This is a genomic window from Burkholderia latens, from assembly GCF_001718795.1.
GTDB lineage: Bacteria > Pseudomonadota > Gammaproteobacteria > Burkholderiales > Burkholderiaceae > Burkholderia > Burkholderia latens_A.
The window spans coordinates 1,013,457-1,029,467 of sequence record NZ_CP013435.1 but is presented as its reverse complement, the minus strand read 5'-3'; the positions used below and the strand labels follow the sequence as shown (position 1 = coordinate 1,029,467).

Genomic DNA, 16,011 nt, shown 5'->3' with positions numbered 1-16,011 from the left:
GTGCCAGATCGTTCGCGCTAAAATCGCGCGATTGTTTATCGGACCGACCAACGACAGGAATCCCGCCGACATGAACGACTCCACGCTCGCACTTCGCCGTGAACGCCGCCTGCTGATGCTGCTCGGCTGGGTGTGCATCGCCCTGCTGGCGGGCGCGCTATACCTTCAGTACGTGAAGAACGAGGATCCGTGCCCGCTGTGCATCATCCAGCGCTACTTCTTCGCGGCGATCGGCATCTTCGCGTTCCTCGCGGCCGGGATGCGCAACTGGCGCGGCATCTGGGTGCTCGAACTGCTGATCGCGATCGCCGCGGCCGGCGGCGTCGGCACCGCCGCGCGGCATCTGTCGATCCAGATGAATCCGGGCTTCAGCTGCGGCTTCAACACGCTGCAGCCGATCGTCGACAGCCTGCCGCCCGCGCAATGGTTCCCCGGCATGTTCAAGGTCGCCGGCCTGTGCGAGACCGTCTACCCGCCGATCCTCGGCATCCTGCTGCCCGGCTGGGCGCTGATCGCGTTCGCCGTAATCCTCGTTGCCGTCGCATCGAGCGTCTGGCGCCATCGCCGGAAACTGGCAGGCTGACACGCTGAGCCGGCCGCCGCCGGGCCACTGCGCCGATGCCGGCCGAGCTGTGCCCGCGGCCGCCTTTTAGCCCGCTGGGCGTAAACACCTACCGGTGGCGCTGCGCTGTTTTCCGGGCGTACGCGCATTGCAGGCCATTGGCGCGCATGTCCCGCCACACGGGCGTTTCCGCCGGATGCCCGCGCATCGCCGCCACGATCCCGCGCGGCGGGCCTATGATCGACATGATCGCCGCCTGATGACGCGGATCACTGCCCGGCAATGTTCGCGCCGCATCGCAGTGCTATCTTCGCGACTGGATGGCGATCTACGTGCGCGAGACCAGGCGGTCTCACCTCCTGCGTAACGCGCGCCCGATCCGCAATGTCGACTGGATTCATCATGACAACGCAACCCATCCGCATCCGTCATCCTCATGGCGTCCGCACGTCCCTCGGCACCGAACGCGCGTGCCTTCGGCGCGATAGCGCCGCACCGGCTCCGTCGTGTGCCCGAACCGCCCCGCTCCCGCTTGCCGCCCCCGCGCCCGCTGACCCACACCGCGCGCCGCGCCGCGCCGTCCCGAACGGAGCGCACTGATGGAAGCGTGGCTCGGCGATCTGCAGCAACTGCTCGCGCACGGTGAAGCAGCCGTGCTCGTGACGGTCGCGCATACCGACGGCTCCGCGCCGCGCGAGGCCGGCACCAAAATGCTGGTCACGCGCGACACGGCCCGCCATACGATCGGCGGCGGTCATCTGGAATGGAAGGCAATCGAGATCGCGCGGCATCTGCTGAAAGACGGTGCGCACGTGCCGCACGCACGCCGGCTCGAACGGCTCGCGCTCGGGCCGAGCCTCGGCCAGTGCTGCGGCGGTGCGGTCGTGCTCGCGTTCGAGCGCCTGGACGTCGGCGACCTCGGCTGGATCATGTCGCTCGCGAAACGCGTCGCGGCCGGCGCCGCGACCGTCCGTAGCGTATCATTCGGCCCCTCGCCCGGCGCGCCGCTGCTGAGCGAGCCCGAACCGCAAGCCGCGCGCGCCGATTGCCTGCTGTGGGAAACCGGCGGCGTGTCGCTGATGACCGAAACGATCGCGCCGTATGCGTTCCCCGTCGTGCTGTTCGGCGCCGGACACATCGGCACCGCGCTCGTGAAGGTGCTCGCGACGTTGCCGTGCCAAGTGCGCTGGGTCGACGGACCCGATGCGGCGTTCCCGCCGGCAGACGCGCTCGCCGGAATCGGCAATCTCTCGATCGACGCGCTGGCGAGCCCGGCCGAGGCCGTCGACGCGGCGCCGCCGCGCGCGTACTTCGTCGTGATGACGCACGATCACGCACTCGACTTCATGCTGGCCGAGCGCATCCTGCGGCGCGGCGACTACGCGTACTTCGGGATGACCGGATCGCGCACGAAGCGCGCGCAGTTCGATCACCGGCTGGCAGCGATCGGCATCGACCCGGCCCAGGTCGCGCGGATGCACTGCCCGATCGGCGTCGACGGCATCGTCGACAAGGCGCCCGAAGTGATCGCGATCTCGGTGGCCGCGCAGTTGCTGCAGGCCGTCGAGGCGAACGCGTCCGCGCAGGTTCCCTCATCTTTCTGACCGACCAAGAACAACGCCATGACCCCGACATTCAAGGACAAGATTGCCCGCGCGCCGAAAGCGGAACTGCACATCCATATCGAAGGCTCGCTCGAGCCCGAACTGATCTTCGCGCTCGCGCAGCGCAACGGCGTGACGCTCGCGTACGAATCGATCGACGCGCTGCGCGCCGCATACGCATTCACCGACCTGCAGTCGTTCCTCGACATCTATTACGCCGGCGCGAGCGTGCTGCTGACCGAGCAGGACTTCTACGACATGACGGCGGCGTACTGCGAACGCGCGCTCGCCGACAACGTCGTCCATACCGAGCTGTTCTTCGACCCGCAGACGCACACCGAACGCGGCGTGCCGATCGAAACGGTGGTTGCCGGCATCGATCGCGCGCTCGCCGATGCCGAGCAGCGCGGGCTGTCGAGCAAGCTGATCCCGTGCTTCCTGCGCCACCTTTCCGAAGACGACGCGCTCGCGACGTTCGAATCCGCATTGCCGCTGTTCGAGCGCTATCGCCACCGGCTGATCGGCGTCGGCCTCGATTCGTCCGAACTCGGCCATCCGCCGACGAAGTTCGCGCGCGTGTTCGAGAAGGCGCGGGCGCTCGGGCTGAAGCTGGTCGCGCACGCGGGCGAGGAAGGCCCGCCAGCGTATATCTACGAAGCGCTCGACGTGCTGAAGGTCGACCGCATCGATCATGGCGTGCGCAGCATCGAGGACGCGGCGCTCGTCGAACGCCTCGCGCGCACGCGCACGGCGCTGACCGTGTGCCCGCTGTCGAACCTGAAGCTGTGCGTGTTCGACGACATGAAGAAGCACACGCTGAAGGCGCTGCTCGACCGCGGCGTCGCGGTGACGATCAACTCCGACGATCCGGCCTATTTCGGCGGCTACGTGAACGACAACTACTTCGCGACGGTCGACGGACTCCAGCTGACGGACGCCGAAGTGTACGCAGTGATCCGCAACGGCTTCGAAGCGTCGTTCGTCGATGCCGCGCAGCGCGATGCGCTGATCGCGCGCCTCGATTCGTACTGGCAGGCGGCGTGACGGCCGGCATCGGGTTTCGCTAGACAGATGAAACGTCGTCACGCCATCCGCTTTCCGGTGCACGGTTCGGCGCTGCACCGCGTGTCGCGCATGCGCGCACCGTACACGCATGCCGCGATCGCGGCGGCCGCATCCGTGGCGACGGCGTTGACGGCGTCGTACGCCGTCGCGCGGCGAAGCCGCTTGGGGCGGCTCGTCACGCAGCGCGCTGCCGCGCCGGTTGCCATCGCGATCGCACCGGCGCTCGCGGCAATGTTCGCGGCCCCGCGTCACGCAGCGGCCGCCTCCACGCTCGCGTGCGCGATCGCCGTGCAGTACGCGCTTGCATCCGCATTCGCGGTCGCACACTGCTGCAGCGAAGCGGCGCCCACTCTGCTGTCCGTGCCAGCAAGCGCACGAACCGACCGTTTTCCTCTGTTCGCCTTACCTTGATGCAGGACCCTTCGTCATGACGCAAACCGCTTTTCGTTCCCAGCTGCTGACCTTCAACGGCGACCCGGCGCAATCGAGCCAGGCCGCGAACTACGAGGCCGACGGCCTGCTGATCGTCGACGACGGCAAGGTCGTCGCGGCCGGCCCGCATGCGCGGCTCGCGGCGACACTCGCACGCGACGCGATCGTCCACGACCAGCGCGACAAGCTGATCGTGCCCGGCTTCATCGACACGCACATCCACTATCCGCAGACGGACATGATCGCGTCGCCGGCGCCCGGCCTGCTGCCGTGGCTCGACAAGTACACGTTCCCGACCGAGCGCCAGTTCGGCGATCCGGAGCATGCGCGCGAAGTGGCCGACTTCTTCGTCGACGAACTGCTCGCATGCGGGACGACGAGCGCGCTCGTCTACTGCACCGTGCACAAGCAGTCGGCCGATGCGCTGTTCGCCGCGAGCGCCGCGCGCGACGTGCGGATGATCGCGGGCAAGGTGCTGATGGATCGCAACTGCCCCGAGTTCCTGCGCGACACCGCGCAATCGGGCTACGACGACAGTGCCGAACTGATCAGCCGCTGGCACGGCAACGGCCGGCAGCTTTACGCGCTCACACCGCGCTTCGCGCCGACGTCGACCGAGGCGCAGCTCGAGGCGTGCGGCGAACTCGCTCGCCGCCATCCGGACGTGTTCGTGCAGAGCCACGTCGCGGAAAACGTCGATGAAGTGAAATGGGTGGCCGAGCTGTTCCCCGGCCACCGCAGCTATCTCGACATCTACGATCGCTATGGGCTGCTGCGGCCGCGCGCAGTGTACGGCCACTGCATCCACCTTGACGACGAGGACCGCCGCCGGATGGCCGAGACGCGCACCGTCGTCGCCCACTGCCCGACGTCGAACTTCTTCCTCGGCAGCGGGCTGTTCGACTTCGACAAGGCGGGCGAATTCGACGTGCCCGTCACGCTCGCGACCGACGTCGGCGGCGGCACGTCGTTCTCGATGCTGCAGACGATGAACGAGGCGCACAAGGTCGCGCGGCTGTCAGGCCATCACTTGACCGCCACGCGGATGTTCTGGCTGGCGACGGCCGGCGCCGCGCACGCGCTCAATCTAGCCGATACGGTCGGCACACTGGCACCACACACCGAAGCCGACTTCGTCGTGCTCGACCCGCAGGCCACGCCGCTGCTCGCGCGCCGCACGAAGCGCGCGGATTCGCTCGAGGAGTTGCTGTTCGCGTTCGCGCTGCTCGGCGACGACCGCGCCGTGTACCGCACGTACGCGGCCGGCCGGCTCGTGCACGAGCGCGGTACAGCGCGCCGCACTGCGACCCCGGCGTAACCTGCGCCGGTAAGCCTTGCTGCCGCTCCGGCGTGCGCGGCGACGCATACCGGAGCGGCCGAATCCGCATTGCACGCGGCACGCGTCGTGCTAGAATGCGGCCCTCATTGGGGAGTAGCCGCTCCGCTCGATGTCCCGCGCTTTCGGCGCGCATCGTGACGGAGGCGTCCGTCAACAGACTTGGCCGTTCGGCCATGGCGGGCGCAGCCACCAGGGCCTGGCGAGACCGATGGTTCACTGCGCGCCGCATCAGGGCCCGGCGCGCGGCGGATCGTCGCTCGCACGCACAACATCGGCCCGCGGAACCCCGTACGTGTCTCAAGCCTTCCTGATCTCCACCGGCGCCGTCGCCCTCGCTGAAATCGGCGACAAGACCCAACTGCTGTCCCTCGTGCTGGCCGCGCGCTATCGCAGGCCCGTGCCGATCATTCTCGGCGTGCTCGTCGCGACGCTCGTGAATCACGGGTTCGCCGGGGCCCTCGGCGAATGGCTCGGCGTGCTGGTCACGCCGTCGATCATGCGCTGGGCGCTCGCAATCTCTTTCATCGCGATGGGGCTGTGGATTCTCGTGCCGGACAAGCTCGACGAGGACGAAGCCAATGCGACGCGCTCGCGGCTGGGCGTGTTCGGCGCGACGCTGGTTGCATTCTTTCTCGCGGAAATGGGCGACAAGACACAAATCGCGACCGTCGCGCTCGCCGCGCGCTTCCAGGATTACATCGGCGTGGTGGCCGGCACGACGTTCGGGATGATGCTCGCGAACGTGCCGGCGATCGTGCTCGGCGACCGTTTTGCGCACCGCCTGCCGACGAAGTTCGTGCACGGCATCGCCGCGGTGCTGTTCGTCGTGCTGGGTGCGCTGGCGCTGCTGGGCGTCGGAGTTTGATTCGAGTTCGACGCACAGCCGCCGCGCGCTAGCGCGCGAGCATGCGGGCGGCGCGGCCGGGGGCCGCGCGTATCGCGATCGCGTTACTTCGGAGCCGCCGCACCCGATGCCGGGGCCGCCGGCACCGCGCGCTCGTTGGCGGCCGGCGCGGCCGGCCCGCCGCGCTTGTCGACCGGCAGCCGCACCGTACGAATCGCGCCGTTCGACAACGGGAAATCGGCGAGCGCGCTGCGCGCGAGGAACGGCATCGCGTACAGCAACGCGCCGTTGTCGCCGGTAGTGCGTGCGGTCACGTTGTAGACCTCCTTGCCGGTCGCGCGCTCGGTGATCCGGATCCCGAGCGTGTAGTCGAACACCTGATAGGTTTGCGCGACATAGCCGGCCGGCATCCCGCCCCAGGGCCCCCACGGGCCCCACGGGCCGCCCCGCCAGTACGGCCCCGGCCCCATGAACCACGGGTCGTAGTAGACGGGCTGCGGCACCGTCACCAGATCGCTGCCGACGCCGTACGTCAGCCCGACCAGATAGCGCGCCTGCGCGGCCGGCACCGGACGAAACGCGTACGCAGACAATTCGTTTGCGACGATCGGCTCGTAGGTCGACTGCTCGATGCTGTGTTTCTGCGCGTCGGTGCGCGTGAACGCGTACGTGCGTGTGGCGTCGCTGCCGCTCCAGTCCGAGAAGGCCGTGACCTGTGTCGTCACATAGCTCGTGCAGCCCGCGAGCAGCGCCACGCACAGCCCCGCCACCCAGCCCGCACCGCGTTGTATCCATTCGCGTTTCATGTCGATCCTCGTCGATCCGTCATCCGTTCGTCGCACCGCGCGAAGCATACGGGATGCCGATAATACGCGGACTCCCGGAACCGGTAAAAAGTTCGCAGCGGCACGCGGCCGCAAGCCTTTGTACAATGGCCCGGTTCGCCCGGCCCGCGTCGCGGGCCCGATCCCCACTCCACCGACCTCGACGACCATGTCCGACAACGCATCTTCCACCGTGATCCGCCGCGCCGACTACACGCCGCCGGCCTTCCTCATCGATTCCGTCGCACTCGAATTCGATCTCGCACCGGCGCGCACGATCGTCAGGAATACGATGCGCGTGCGCCGCAATCCGGATGCCGCACCCAACCCGCATCTGGAGCTGATGGGCGAAGCGCTCGAATTCCTCGGCGCGCAGCTCGACCACGCACCGTATGGCGCCGTGCGCGCGCACGAACACGGCCTCACCGTCGAAAACGTGCCGGACGCGTTCGAGCTCACCATCTCGAGCGCATGCGCGCCGGACCAGAACACGACGCTGTCGGGCCTGTACGTGTCGAGCGGCAACTTCTTCACGCAGTGCGAGGCCGAAGGCTTTCGCCGCATCACCTACTTCCTCGACCGTCCCGACGTGATGGCGTCGTACACGGTCACGCTGCGCGCCGACAAGGCCGCGTATCCGGTGCTGCTGTCGAACGGCAACCTCGTCGACTCGGGCGAGTTGCCCGAAGGGCGCCACTTCGCGAAATGGGAAGACCCGTTCCGCAAGCCGAGCTACCTGTTCGCGCTGGTCGCGGGCAAGCTCGTCGCGATCGAGGAAAAAATCACCACCGGCTCCGGCAAGGAAAAGCTGTTGCAGGTATGGGTCGAACCGTCCGATCTCGACAAGACGCGCCACGCGATGGATTCGTTGATCCACTCGATCCGCTGGGACGAAAAGCGCTTCGGCCTCGAGCTCGATCTCGACCGCTTCATGATCGTCGCGGTCGGCGACTTCAACATGGGCGCGATGGAGAACAAGGGGCTCAACATCTTCAATACGAAGTACGTGCTCGCGAACCCCGAGACCGCGACCGACACCGATTTCGCGAACATCGAGTCGGTGGTCGGCCACGAGTACTTCCACAACTGGACCGGCAACCGCGTGACCTGCCGCGACTGGTTCCAGCTGAGCCTGAAGGAAGGGCTGACCGTGTTCCGCGACCAGGAATTCTCGGCCGACATGGCCGCGGGCGATGACGTGGCATCAGCGGCCCGCGCAGTCAAGCGCATCGAGGACGTGCGCGTGCTGCGCCAGCTTCAGTTCGCCGAGGACGCCGGCCCGATGGCGCACCCGGTGCGGCCGGAAAGCTACGTCGAGATCAACAACTTCTACACGATGACCGTGTACGAGAAAGGCTCGGAAGTCGTGCGGATGTATCAGACGCTGTTCGGCCGCGACGGCTTCCGCAAAGGGATGGACCTGTACTTCAAGCGCCATGACGGCCACGCGGTGACCTGCGACGACTTCCGTCACGCGATGGCCGATGCGAATGGGCGCGATCTCGCGCAGTTCGAGCGCTGGTACAGCCAGGCCGGCACGCCGCGCGTGTCGGTGCGCACCGCGTACGACGCGGCCGCGCGCCGCTACACCGTTACGCTCGCGCAGGGCTACGGCGACGCATCGCCGGCCGCGCGCGCCACGCAGCAAGGCCCGCTGCTGATTCCGTTCGCGATCGGCCTGATCGGCCGCGACGGCCGCGACCTGCCGCTGCGTGTGGACGGCGAAGCCGCTGCATCGGGCACGACGCGCGTGCTCGAGTTCACCGACACCGAGCAAACCTTCACGTTCGTCGACGTGCCGGAACATCCGCTGCCGTCGCTGCTGCGCAATTTCTCGGCGCCGGTGATCGTCGAGTACGACTACAGCGACGACGACCTCGCGTTCCTGCTCGCGCACGACAGCGACCCGTTCAACCGCTGGGAAGCCGGCCAGCGCCTCGCCACGCGCGCGCTGCTGACGCTCGCGTCGCGCGCGGCCGCGAACGAGCCGCTCACGCTCGGCGAGAACTTCGTCGCCGCGTTCCGCCGCGTGCTGACCGATGCGAGCCTGTCGCCAGCTTTCCGCGAGCTGGCGCTCACGCTGCCGTCGGAAACCTATCTGGCCGACCAGATGGCCGAAGCCGATCCGGCCGCCGTCCACCGCGCGCGCCAGTTCGTGCGCCGCCAGCTCGCGACCGCGCTGCGCGCCGACTGGCTCGCAGCTTACGAGCAGCACCAGACGCCGGGCGCGTACGAGCCGACGCCCGAGGCGTCCGGCCGCCGCGCGCTGAAGAACCTCGCGCTCGCGTATCTCGCCGAACTCGAGGATCCGGCCGACGCCGTGCGCATCGCGACCGCGCAGTACGACGCGGCGAACAACATGACCGATCGCGCGGCGGCGCTCGGCGCGCTGCTCGCCGCTGCAGCGGCCGGCGCGGACGACGCGGCCACACGTGCGCTCGACGACTTCTACCGCCGCTTCGAGAAGGAAGCGCTCGTGATCGACAAGTGGTTCGCGATGCAGGCCGCGCAGCGGGGTACGCCGGCCCGGCCGACGCTCGAGAAAGTCCGCAAGCTGATGGCCCACCCGGCGTTCAACCTGAAGAATCCGAACCGCGCGCGCTCGCTGATCTTCAGCTTCTGCGCGGCGAATCCCGCGCAATTCCACGCGGCCGACGGTTCGGGCTATGCGTTCTGGGCCGAGCAGGTGCTCGCGCTCGATGCGATCAACCCGCAGGTTGCCGCACGGCTCGCCCGTTCGCTCGAACTGTGGCGCCGCTTCACGCCCGCGCTGCGCGACCGGATGCGCGAAGCGCTCGAACAGGTCGCGTCAGGCGCCAAGTCGCGGGACGTGCGCGAGATCGTCGAGAAGGCGCTCGCGTAACCGGCCGCCGCCCAGCGATTGCCTCGCGCATTGGCGCGCAGCGAAGCCGGTGCCGTCCGTCGCGGCGCCGGCTTTTTTATCGGCCGAAGTTTGACGGGGTCGGAGCTGGACAGCGCTTTGAGCGCCTGGCCGCCACGGCGCTGCAGGCCCGCTTGCGTGCACTGCCCACGCCGGAACGCGCCGTGGCCGCCACCGTGTCGTGTAACCGGACGAAAAAAGGCGGCGGCGCGCGAAGCACGGCGGGTAAAATTGCGGCAATTCAAGGATTCTTTTGGCCTCTCGGAGTCTGTCATGTCCATTGCCCGCCGCACCACGCTGTCCAAGTTCCTGATCGAGCAGCAGCGTGAGACCAACAACCTCCCCGCCGACCTCCGCCTGCTGATCGAAGTCGTCGCCCGCGCGTGCAAGGCGATCAGCTACAACGTGTCGAAGGGCGCGCTCGGCGACGCGCTCGGCACTGCCGGCAGCGAGAACGTCCAGGGCGAAGTGCAGAAGAAGCTCGACATCCTGTCGAACGAAATCCTGCTCGACGCGAACGAATGGGGCGGCAACCTTGCCGCGATGGCATCCGAGGAGATGGAAACGTTCTTCCCGATTCCCGCCAACTATCCGCGCGGCGAATACCTGCTCGTGTTCGATCCGCTCGACGGCTCGTCGAACATCGACGTGAACGTGTCGATCGGCACGATCTTCTCGGTGCTGCGCTGCCCGGACGGCAAGCAGGCCACCGAGGAATCGTTCCTGCAGCCGGGCACGCAGCAGGTCGCGGCAGGCTACGCGGTGTACGGTCCGCAAACGGTGTTCGTGCTGACGACCGGCAACGGCGTGAACTGCTTCACGCTCGACCGCGAAGTCGGCTCGTGGGTGCTCACGCAGAGCAACATGCAGATCCCCGCCGACACGCGCGAATACGCGATCAACGCGTCGAACGCCCGCCACTGGTACGAGCCGGTGCAGCGCTACGTGAACGAACTGAACGCCGGCAAGGAAGGCCCGCGCGGCGACAATTTCAACATGCGCTGGATCGCATCGATGGTCGCGGACGTACACCGGATCCTGAACCGCGGCGGCATCTTCATGTACCCGGCCGACAAGCGCACGCCCGACCGTCCGGGCAAGCTGCGCCTGATGTACGAGGCGAACCCGATGTCGTTCATCGTCGAACAGGCGGGCGGCGCCGCGACGACGGGCACGCAGCGCATCATGGAAGTGCAACCGACCGGCCTGCATCAGCGCGTACCGGTGTTCCTCGGTTCGAAGAACGAAGTCGAGCGCGTGACCGCCTATCACAACGAAGGCAAATAAATTTGCGCTGCAGCACTAGACGAAGGTGCGAGACGTCAGTACAATCGCGCCTTCGCGATGTGGCCCTGACAGGCTGCATCGCAGTGAAGTGAAAGCGGGAAATCCGCCGGATCGATGGTTTCGCGAAGCAGCAGCGGCAAGCTGAAAAAAATTTCGCAAAACCTATTGCCAAGATCGCGGAAATCACCCTATAATTTCACTTCTCTGCTGCCGGTGTAGCTCAGTTGGTAGAGCAGCGCATTCGTAATGCGAAGGTCGTAGGTTCGACTCCTATCTCCGGCACCAAGATATAAAGGCCTGACAAGTGATGCTTGTCAGGCCTTTTCTCTTTTCCGATCGCGTTTTCGGCACACGTTCCGATATTCGAAACGTGTGCACCCTTCCCCCGCGTCGTCGGCTCACGCTTCACTGCCTTGCGTTCACGCTCGACGGCGCCCGCGATCCGGCGCTCGACGATCTCGAACGATGCCTGCACGACGCCGCGCTGCCTTTCGCGCTCGTCACGCCTGCATCGCGCGCGGCACCGCATCGACTCGGGCGGTAGCCAGACGAATCGCCTGGAAAAACCCGTTCAGGGTGCATAACATTACTTAACGATTCCGACCCGTCTATCGCGTTACATTGCGAAGGCGGCGCGGCGGGTCGCAGTGCCGCCTTCATGCAGCTTGCGGCGAAACAGCCGGCGTCCGGTCATTTCGACTCAAACACAAGGAGAGGATCACCATGACTCATGGCTTGATTATGTGGCTCATCATCGGTGCGATCGCCGGCTGGCTCGCGGGACTGCTCGTCAAGGGCGGCGGGTTCGGCCTGATCGTCGACATCATCGTCGGCATCGTCGGCGCGGTGATCGGCGGCTGGCTGGCGGGACTGCTCGGCATCAGCATCGGCAGCGGCTTCATCGGTTCGGTGATCGTCGCGGTCATCGGCGCCGTGATCCTGCTGTTCGTGATCCGGCTATTCAGGCGCGCAGCCTGACGATCTTCTCGCGCGCCTTCGGGCGCGCTTTCTTTTCCATATCGGAACGGCGCGCGGCATCCGTCGCGCGCCGACATTCTCTCAACGGCGCTTGCCGCGCTGCAACCAGCCATCGAGCACGTCGATCGTCAGCAATCCGCTGCGTGCGTCGCGCGAGCCATCGCGCCCGATCCACACGGTACGCGGCATTTCTCCACGCCATCCCGCATCGAGCGCTGTCCGCAGACGTTCGGGCATCGGTTCCGCGCTCGCATACTGCGCGACCTGCGGCGGCACGTTCATCTGCGCAAGCGCCTGTGCGACGGCCGCGCCGTTATCGTCATACGCGTCCATCGCGATCATCGCGAGCTGCACGTCCGGATGCCGGCGCTGCCATGCGACGAGATGCGCGGCGTTCTCGCGGCAGTATCCGCAATCGAGCGACCAGATTTCAACCGCGAGCGGCCGTTCATGCGCGGTCGCATACAGCTTCGCGACGTCGGTCGCGCGCAGCGGCTGCAGTTCGCCGCCCCATGCCGGCAAGCTCGCGAACACCGCACCGACCCAGACCATCCATCGTTTCATCGCGCGCCCTCCACCGGGATCAGCCGGTAGCCGTCGTTGCGCGTTCGCCACGACAGATAAATGCGGCCCGCGTCGTCGAGCAGTTGCGGGTTGTCGCTTGCGCCCGACGTCGAAGCGACCACGCTTGGCGCCGACCAGTGCTCGCCGCGATCGTCCGAGCGGCGCAGCTTGATCTGCATCGAGTCGCCGTCGAACGCCTTCCACGCCAGCCACACGACGTCGCCGCGCGCCACGAGGGCCGCGTGCGACGCCTGTTCGGTTGGCCGCGCGGGATTCGCGCCGAACGCCCACGGTGTACCGCGCGGCTCGCCGTCGGTGCCGATACGCGAATAGAACACGTCGGCGCGGCCGTCGACGACACCGAACCACGCGATATGGCGCGTACCGTCCCGTGTGATCGCCAACGCCGGCCCGTGCTCGGGGCAGGCCTCGACATGCCAGTTCGAGAACGTCGCTCGCACCGGCACGACGGGCGCCGCCGCCGATACCGGCAGCACCGCGAGCGCATGATCACGAATCTGCCCGGGGAACACGTTGCGCCATACGGCTTCGATGTTTCCAGCCGGGTCGACCGCCATCGCGATCCGGCAACATTCGCACGTGTGATCGGTCACCTTGCGCTCTGGCTCGAACGACGCACCGCCGTCGCGCGACACCGCGTAGTAGACGGCCGCGCCGTCGTAAGGCTGCGCTGCTGCTTTCGCCGCGGCGAGATCGCGCTTGTCGATCCAGGCAATCGCGATGTTGCCGGCCGGATCGACGGCCATCATGTCGAAGCGGTGCGTGATCGCTTGCCGGTCGCGATGCACGGTGACGGGCACGCTCCACGTCGCGCCCCCGTCGAGCGAACGTGCGAAGCGCACCATGCCGGTGTACGGCGCATCGAGCGGCATCGACCACGACACGTATACCGCGCGGCCGTCCGGGCTCGTCGCGAGCTTCGGCCGATTCTCCGCGCTCGTGTAGATCGGCTCGGGCATCGCGTTGACGGGCACGGGCGGGGACAGCGTGCGACCCGCGTCATCCGAATGCGCGACGACGACGTGTGCGCCCTCGACCCATGCGACCCACAGCCGGTGCCGCGCATCGAACGCGGCGCCGGTCGCGAGCGGCTGCTTCTGTTGCGTGGGCGTCGCCTGCATGCTCATGTGCGCGGCATGCGGATCGGCGGCCTTCGGCACACCGGGCGCGTCGTGAGCGCCCGCGGACGACAGCACCGCGAGCCACAGGGCGACGCCTGCTGCGACCGATTTCACAGCGACCATTTCAGTTCTCCAAAGAAAGTGCGGCCCGGATACGGGTGGAACACGTAGTAGCGGCGGTCCGTCAGGTTGTCGATGCCGACCGACGCGCTCCAGTGACGGTCGAACCGGTAGCGCGCCTTCAGATCGACGACCGTGAACACGCTCGTGCCGCCGTACACGTCGGGATTCACGTCGCTGTTGTCGAGTGTGTTGAACTGGCGGCCCGAATAGCGCACGCCGACGCTCGCGAGCAAGTGCTCGTCGAAGCGGTATGACGCAAGCAGGTTCGCGCGCATGCGCGGAATCCGCGGAAAGCGCGAGCCGACGTACGCGGGATTTGCGGCGTCTGCGAGGATCTGCGCATTGCTCGCCGACACGTTCGCGTCGATGTCGAGGCCGCGCAGCCCGACGTTCTGGCCGCTGAAGCCCAGCTCGACGCCGCGCACGCGCACGCGGTCGACGTTCGAGATGTTGGTGACGGTCGACGCGCCCGACACCGTCGTCTGGCTGTAAATCGAATCGCGCAGGTCGCTCTGGAACACGCTCGCGCGCACGACGCCGACACCCACGTCGCGCTCGGCCGTGAAGTCCCAGTCGATCGCCTTCTCCGGCCGCAGGCTCGGGTTGTTGTTGACGATCGCGTTGTTCGAGATCGTGCCCTGGAACAGTTCGCCGACCGTCGGGAAACGCGTGCCGGTCGCAAACGACAGACGGAAGCGCCAGACGTCCGTCGCATCCCATTGCACGGCGACCTTCGGCGACAGCGCGTTTGCACTGCGGTCGGCATAGCCAAGCGTGCCGCTCGCGTTGCCGAGCGCGCCGCCGTACGCATCCCAGCGCTCGTAGCGCAGGCCGAGCGTTGCGAGCCAGCGCGGTGCGAAATGCCACGCATCCTGCGCGAACAGCGCCTGTGTGCGCGTATCGCCCCGGTACACGCTGGCGACCGACGTGGTCGGCCCGGCCAGCCAGTCGGCCGTGTTGTACGTGACGTTGCGCAGGAAATAGTTGTCGTAGTGATAACCGACCGTGAATGTGTGGCCCTTCACTTGCGGCGCCTCAGCCTTGAGATCGAGCGTGCGCCAGCCGGTGCCGTCACCCTGGAACAGCGTGCCGGCACCGCCCTGCACCGTCGACGCCGAGCGCAGCACGTCCCGCGACACGTCGTACGCGGACACCACGCCCGACAGCCGCCAGCCCGAATCCAGCCGGCCGTTGAGTCCGAGCGCGTACAGCCAGTTCTCCTGGTCGCCGCGCTGCGGCGCGAACGCGCTCGGCGCGACGGTCATGTTCCGGCCGCCGATCGACACGTTGCCGCCGTATACCGGATTGCCGGCCGCATCGCGCAGGAAGGTAGCGCCATGCTGCCGGTAATGGTTCTCCCAGTGGCCGAGCGTCAGTGTCGCGTCGACGTGGTCGGTGAACGCGTAGCCCATTCGGACCGTCTCGTTCAGCTGCTCGGTGCGCTCGATGTTCTGCGCGCCGACGATCGTGCGCGGCTTGCCGTTGGGCCCGATGTCGGTCGCCGCGCCCGTCACGGGCACCGCGCCGCCGAGCCGCGGGTTGTACGTGGAATTGGGGCTCGCGTACTGCATCGGCTGACCGTCGTTCTCGAGCCTGTCCAGCGACAGCGAGAACCAGAATTTGCCGACGCGGTTCGCGATCCGCGCGGTCTGATGATTGCCGCCGAAACTGTCCGCAAAGCCATAGCCGTCGTGATAGCGCTGCGTGAAGAACTGCGTCGACAGCGATGCCTCGAGCTTGTCGGGGCGCCGCGTCGTCAGCAGCACGGTCGAGCCGATCGCGTTGCCCGGGTACAGCGCCGAAAAAGGACCATACAGCACGTCCACGCGGGCGATGTCGTCCGGCGCGATCAGCGACCAGCGCGGCGGATACGCGTAGCTCGAACCGAGCAGGTTCGACAGCAGCAAGCCGTCGGCATACACGAGCCCGCGCGCACTCTGCAGTTCGTTGAAGTCGCGGCCGGCGAACACGCTGTTGCGGTCGCCGATGTAGCGCTTGCGCACCATCAGGTTGGGCGCGTATTTCAGCGCATCCTCGGTCGTGACGTTGGTGTGCGCGTCGATCTGCTCGCGCGTAATCGAGTGGACGACGGCCGGCGTATCGGGATCGATCGCCTGTCGCTGCGCGGTGATACTGACCGCACTCAGCGTATCGCCCGTCAGAGCCGGTGCGACTGCGGCAACCGCAGCAGCATCGGGCCCGGCCGGATTGCGGGAATCGCGCGCCGCCGGAGCGGAGGGTGCGCGATCGATGGAGGCCGCCTGTGCGGCCGGCCAGGCAAAAGCGGCCGCGCACGCGAGCGCGAGCCGACCGCGCGACGCTCGCGCGGCGAAGGTATGCGACATGGAGCCATTCCTGAAAACGTG

14 protein-coding genes, 1 tRNA gene and 1 riboswitch are annotated in these 16,011 nt (G+C 67.3%); of the genes, 11 read left to right on the top strand and 4 right to left on the bottom strand.

Annotated features, from left to right (window positions below; translation table 11 throughout):
* The first annotated feature begins 70 nt into the window (after positions 1-70).
* The 6 genes from WK25_RS04820 to WK25_RS04795 all read left to right on the top strand — a co-directional run bounded on the left by WK25_RS04820 (position 71) and on the right by WK25_RS04795 (position 5,867).
* Positions 71-583, top strand: a complete 513-nt coding sequence (locus WK25_RS04820; RefSeq protein WP_069241100.1) for a disulfide bond formation protein B — start codon at positions 71-73, stop codon at positions 581-583.
* Between the two features lie 578 nt (positions 584-1,161).
* Entirely contained in the window at positions 1,162-2,166 is a 1,005-nt protein-coding gene (gene xdhC / locus WK25_RS04815; protein ID WP_069241099.1) for a xanthine dehydrogenase accessory protein XdhC, read from the top strand.
* A gap of 18 nt (positions 2,167-2,184) precedes the next feature.
* Complete coding sequence (locus tag WK25_RS04810; RefSeq protein ID WP_069241098.1) at positions 2,185-3,210, top strand: adenosine deaminase; 1,026 nt, start codon at positions 2,185-2,187, stop codon at positions 3,208-3,210.
* 27 nt (positions 3,211-3,237) lie between these two features.
* Positions 3,238-3,642 (top strand): hypothetical protein, encoded by a 405-nt coding sequence (locus tag WK25_RS04805; RefSeq protein WP_069241097.1) that lies wholly within the window; start codon positions 3,238-3,240, stop codon positions 3,640-3,642.
* Between the two features lie 16 nt (positions 3,643-3,658).
* A complete protein-coding gene (gene guaD / locus WK25_RS04800; RefSeq protein ID WP_069241096.1) occupies positions 3,659-4,981 on the top strand; it encodes a guanine deaminase in 1,323 nt (440 codons plus the stop codon).
* Positions 4,982-5,075: 94 nt separating this feature from the next.
* Positions 5,076-5,216, top strand: a riboswitch (yybP-ykoY riboswitch).
* A 78-nt stretch (positions 5,217-5,294) separates the two neighbouring features.
* Positions 5,295-5,867: a TMEM165/GDT1 family protein gene (locus WK25_RS04795; protein ID WP_040143667.1), complete on the top strand. Its 573-nt coding sequence runs from the start codon at positions 5,295-5,297 to the stop codon at positions 5,865-5,867.
* 83 nt (positions 5,868-5,950) lie between these two features.
* Here WK25_RS04795 and WK25_RS04790 read toward each other — a convergent pair whose 3' ends face one another.
* The gene (locus WK25_RS04790; RefSeq protein WP_040143666.1) at positions 5,951-6,652 is read right to left on the bottom strand and encodes a DUF4136 domain-containing protein; all 702 of its coding nucleotides are present in this window, start codon (positions 6,650-6,652) and stop codon (positions 5,951-5,953) included.
* A gap of 187 nt (positions 6,653-6,839) precedes the next feature.
* Here WK25_RS04790 and pepN point away from each other — a divergent pair, with 187 nt between their 5' ends.
* From pepN to WK25_RS04770, 5 genes are all read left to right on the top strand, one after another.
* The gene (pepN, locus tag WK25_RS04785) at positions 6,840-9,533 is read left to right on the top strand and encodes an aminopeptidase N (protein ID WP_069241095.1); all 2,694 of its coding nucleotides are present in this window, start codon (positions 6,840-6,842) and stop codon (positions 9,531-9,533) included.
* 291 nt (positions 9,534-9,824) lie between these two features.
* Positions 9,825-10,838 carry a class 1 fructose-bisphosphatase gene (locus tag WK25_RS04780; RefSeq protein ID WP_040143664.1) on the top strand — a complete coding sequence of 338 codons (1,014 nt, stop codon included), beginning with the start codon at positions 9,825-9,827 and terminating at the stop codon, positions 10,836-10,838.
* Positions 10,839-11,047: 209 nt separating this feature from the next.
* Positions 11,048-11,123, top strand: a tRNA-Thr gene (locus WK25_RS04775).
* A gap of 85 nt (positions 11,124-11,208) precedes the next feature.
* Entirely contained in the window at positions 11,209-11,382 is a 174-nt protein-coding gene (locus WK25_RS31100; protein ID WP_156789004.1) for a hypothetical protein, read from the top strand.
* 179 nt (positions 11,383-11,561) lie between these two features.
* Positions 11,562-11,816 carry a GlsB/YeaQ/YmgE family stress response membrane protein gene (locus tag WK25_RS04770; protein WP_006476609.1) on the top strand — a complete coding sequence of 85 codons (255 nt, stop codon included), beginning with the start codon at positions 11,562-11,564 and terminating at the stop codon, positions 11,814-11,816.
* 81 nt (positions 11,817-11,897) lie between these two features.
* Here the strand turns inward: WK25_RS04770 and WK25_RS04765 are convergent, their stop codons facing one another.
* Genes WK25_RS04765 through WK25_RS04755 form a run of 3 tightly spaced genes read right to left on the bottom strand, consistent with a single transcriptional unit; the run spans position 11,898 to position 15,990 of the window.
* Complete coding sequence (locus WK25_RS04765; protein WP_069241094.1) at positions 11,898-12,380, bottom strand: TlpA disulfide reductase family protein; 483 nt, start codon at positions 12,378-12,380, stop codon at positions 11,898-11,900.
* Entirely contained in the window at positions 12,377-13,645 is a 1,269-nt protein-coding gene (locus WK25_RS04760; RefSeq protein WP_069241093.1) for a sialidase family protein, read from the bottom strand. The genes WK25_RS04765 and WK25_RS04760 overlap by 4 nt, the downstream gene beginning before the upstream one ends.
* Positions 13,633-15,990, bottom strand: a complete 2,358-nt coding sequence (locus WK25_RS04755; protein WP_069241931.1) for a TonB-dependent receptor — start codon at positions 15,988-15,990, stop codon at positions 13,633-13,635. Before WK25_RS04755 ends, WK25_RS04760 begins: the two co-directional genes overlap by 13 nt.
* Positions 15,991-16,011: the final 21 nt, after the last annotated feature.

Bases quoted from the DNA above. Each gene is read 5' to 3' on its own strand.
- WK25_RS04820 (WP_069241100.1), top strand. From the start codon at position 71: ATGAACGACTCCACGCTCGCACTTCGCCGTGAACGCCGCCTGCTGATG.
- xdhC (WP_069241099.1), top strand. From the start codon at position 1,162: ATGGAAGCGTGGCTCGGCGATCTGCAGCAACTGCTCGCGCACGGTGAA.
- WK25_RS04810 (WP_069241098.1), top strand. From the start codon at position 2,185: ATGACCCCGACATTCAAGGACAAGATTGCCCGCGCGCCGAAAGCGGAA.
- WK25_RS04805 (WP_069241097.1), top strand. From the start codon at position 3,238: ATGAAACGTCGTCACGCCATCCGCTTTCCGGTGCACGGTTCGGCGCTG.
- guaD (WP_069241096.1), top strand. From the start codon at position 3,659: ATGACGCAAACCGCTTTTCGTTCCCAGCTGCTGACCTTCAACGGCGAC.
- WK25_RS04790 (WP_040143666.1), bottom strand. From the start codon at position 6,652: ATGAAACGCGAATGGATACAACGCGGTGCGGGCTGGGTGGCGGGGCTG.
- pepN (WP_069241095.1), top strand. From the start codon at position 6,840: ATGTCCGACAACGCATCTTCCACCGTGATCCGCCGCGCCGACTACACG.
- WK25_RS04780 (WP_040143664.1), top strand. From the start codon at position 9,825: ATGTCCATTGCCCGCCGCACCACGCTGTCCAAGTTCCTGATCGAGCAG.
- WK25_RS04770 (WP_006476609.1), top strand. From the start codon at position 11,562: ATGACTCATGGCTTGATTATGTGGCTCATCATCGGTGCGATCGCCGGC.
- WK25_RS04765 (WP_069241094.1), bottom strand. From the start codon at position 12,380: ATGAAACGATGGATGGTCTGGGTCGGTGCGGTGTTCGCGAGCTTGCCG.
- WK25_RS04760 (WP_069241093.1), bottom strand. From the start codon at position 13,645: ATGGTCGCTGTGAAATCGGTCGCAGCAGGCGTCGCCCTGTGGCTCGCG.
- WK25_RS04755 (WP_069241931.1), bottom strand. From the start codon at position 15,990: ATGTCGCATACCTTCGCCGCGCGAGCGTCGCGCGGTCGGCTCGCGCTC.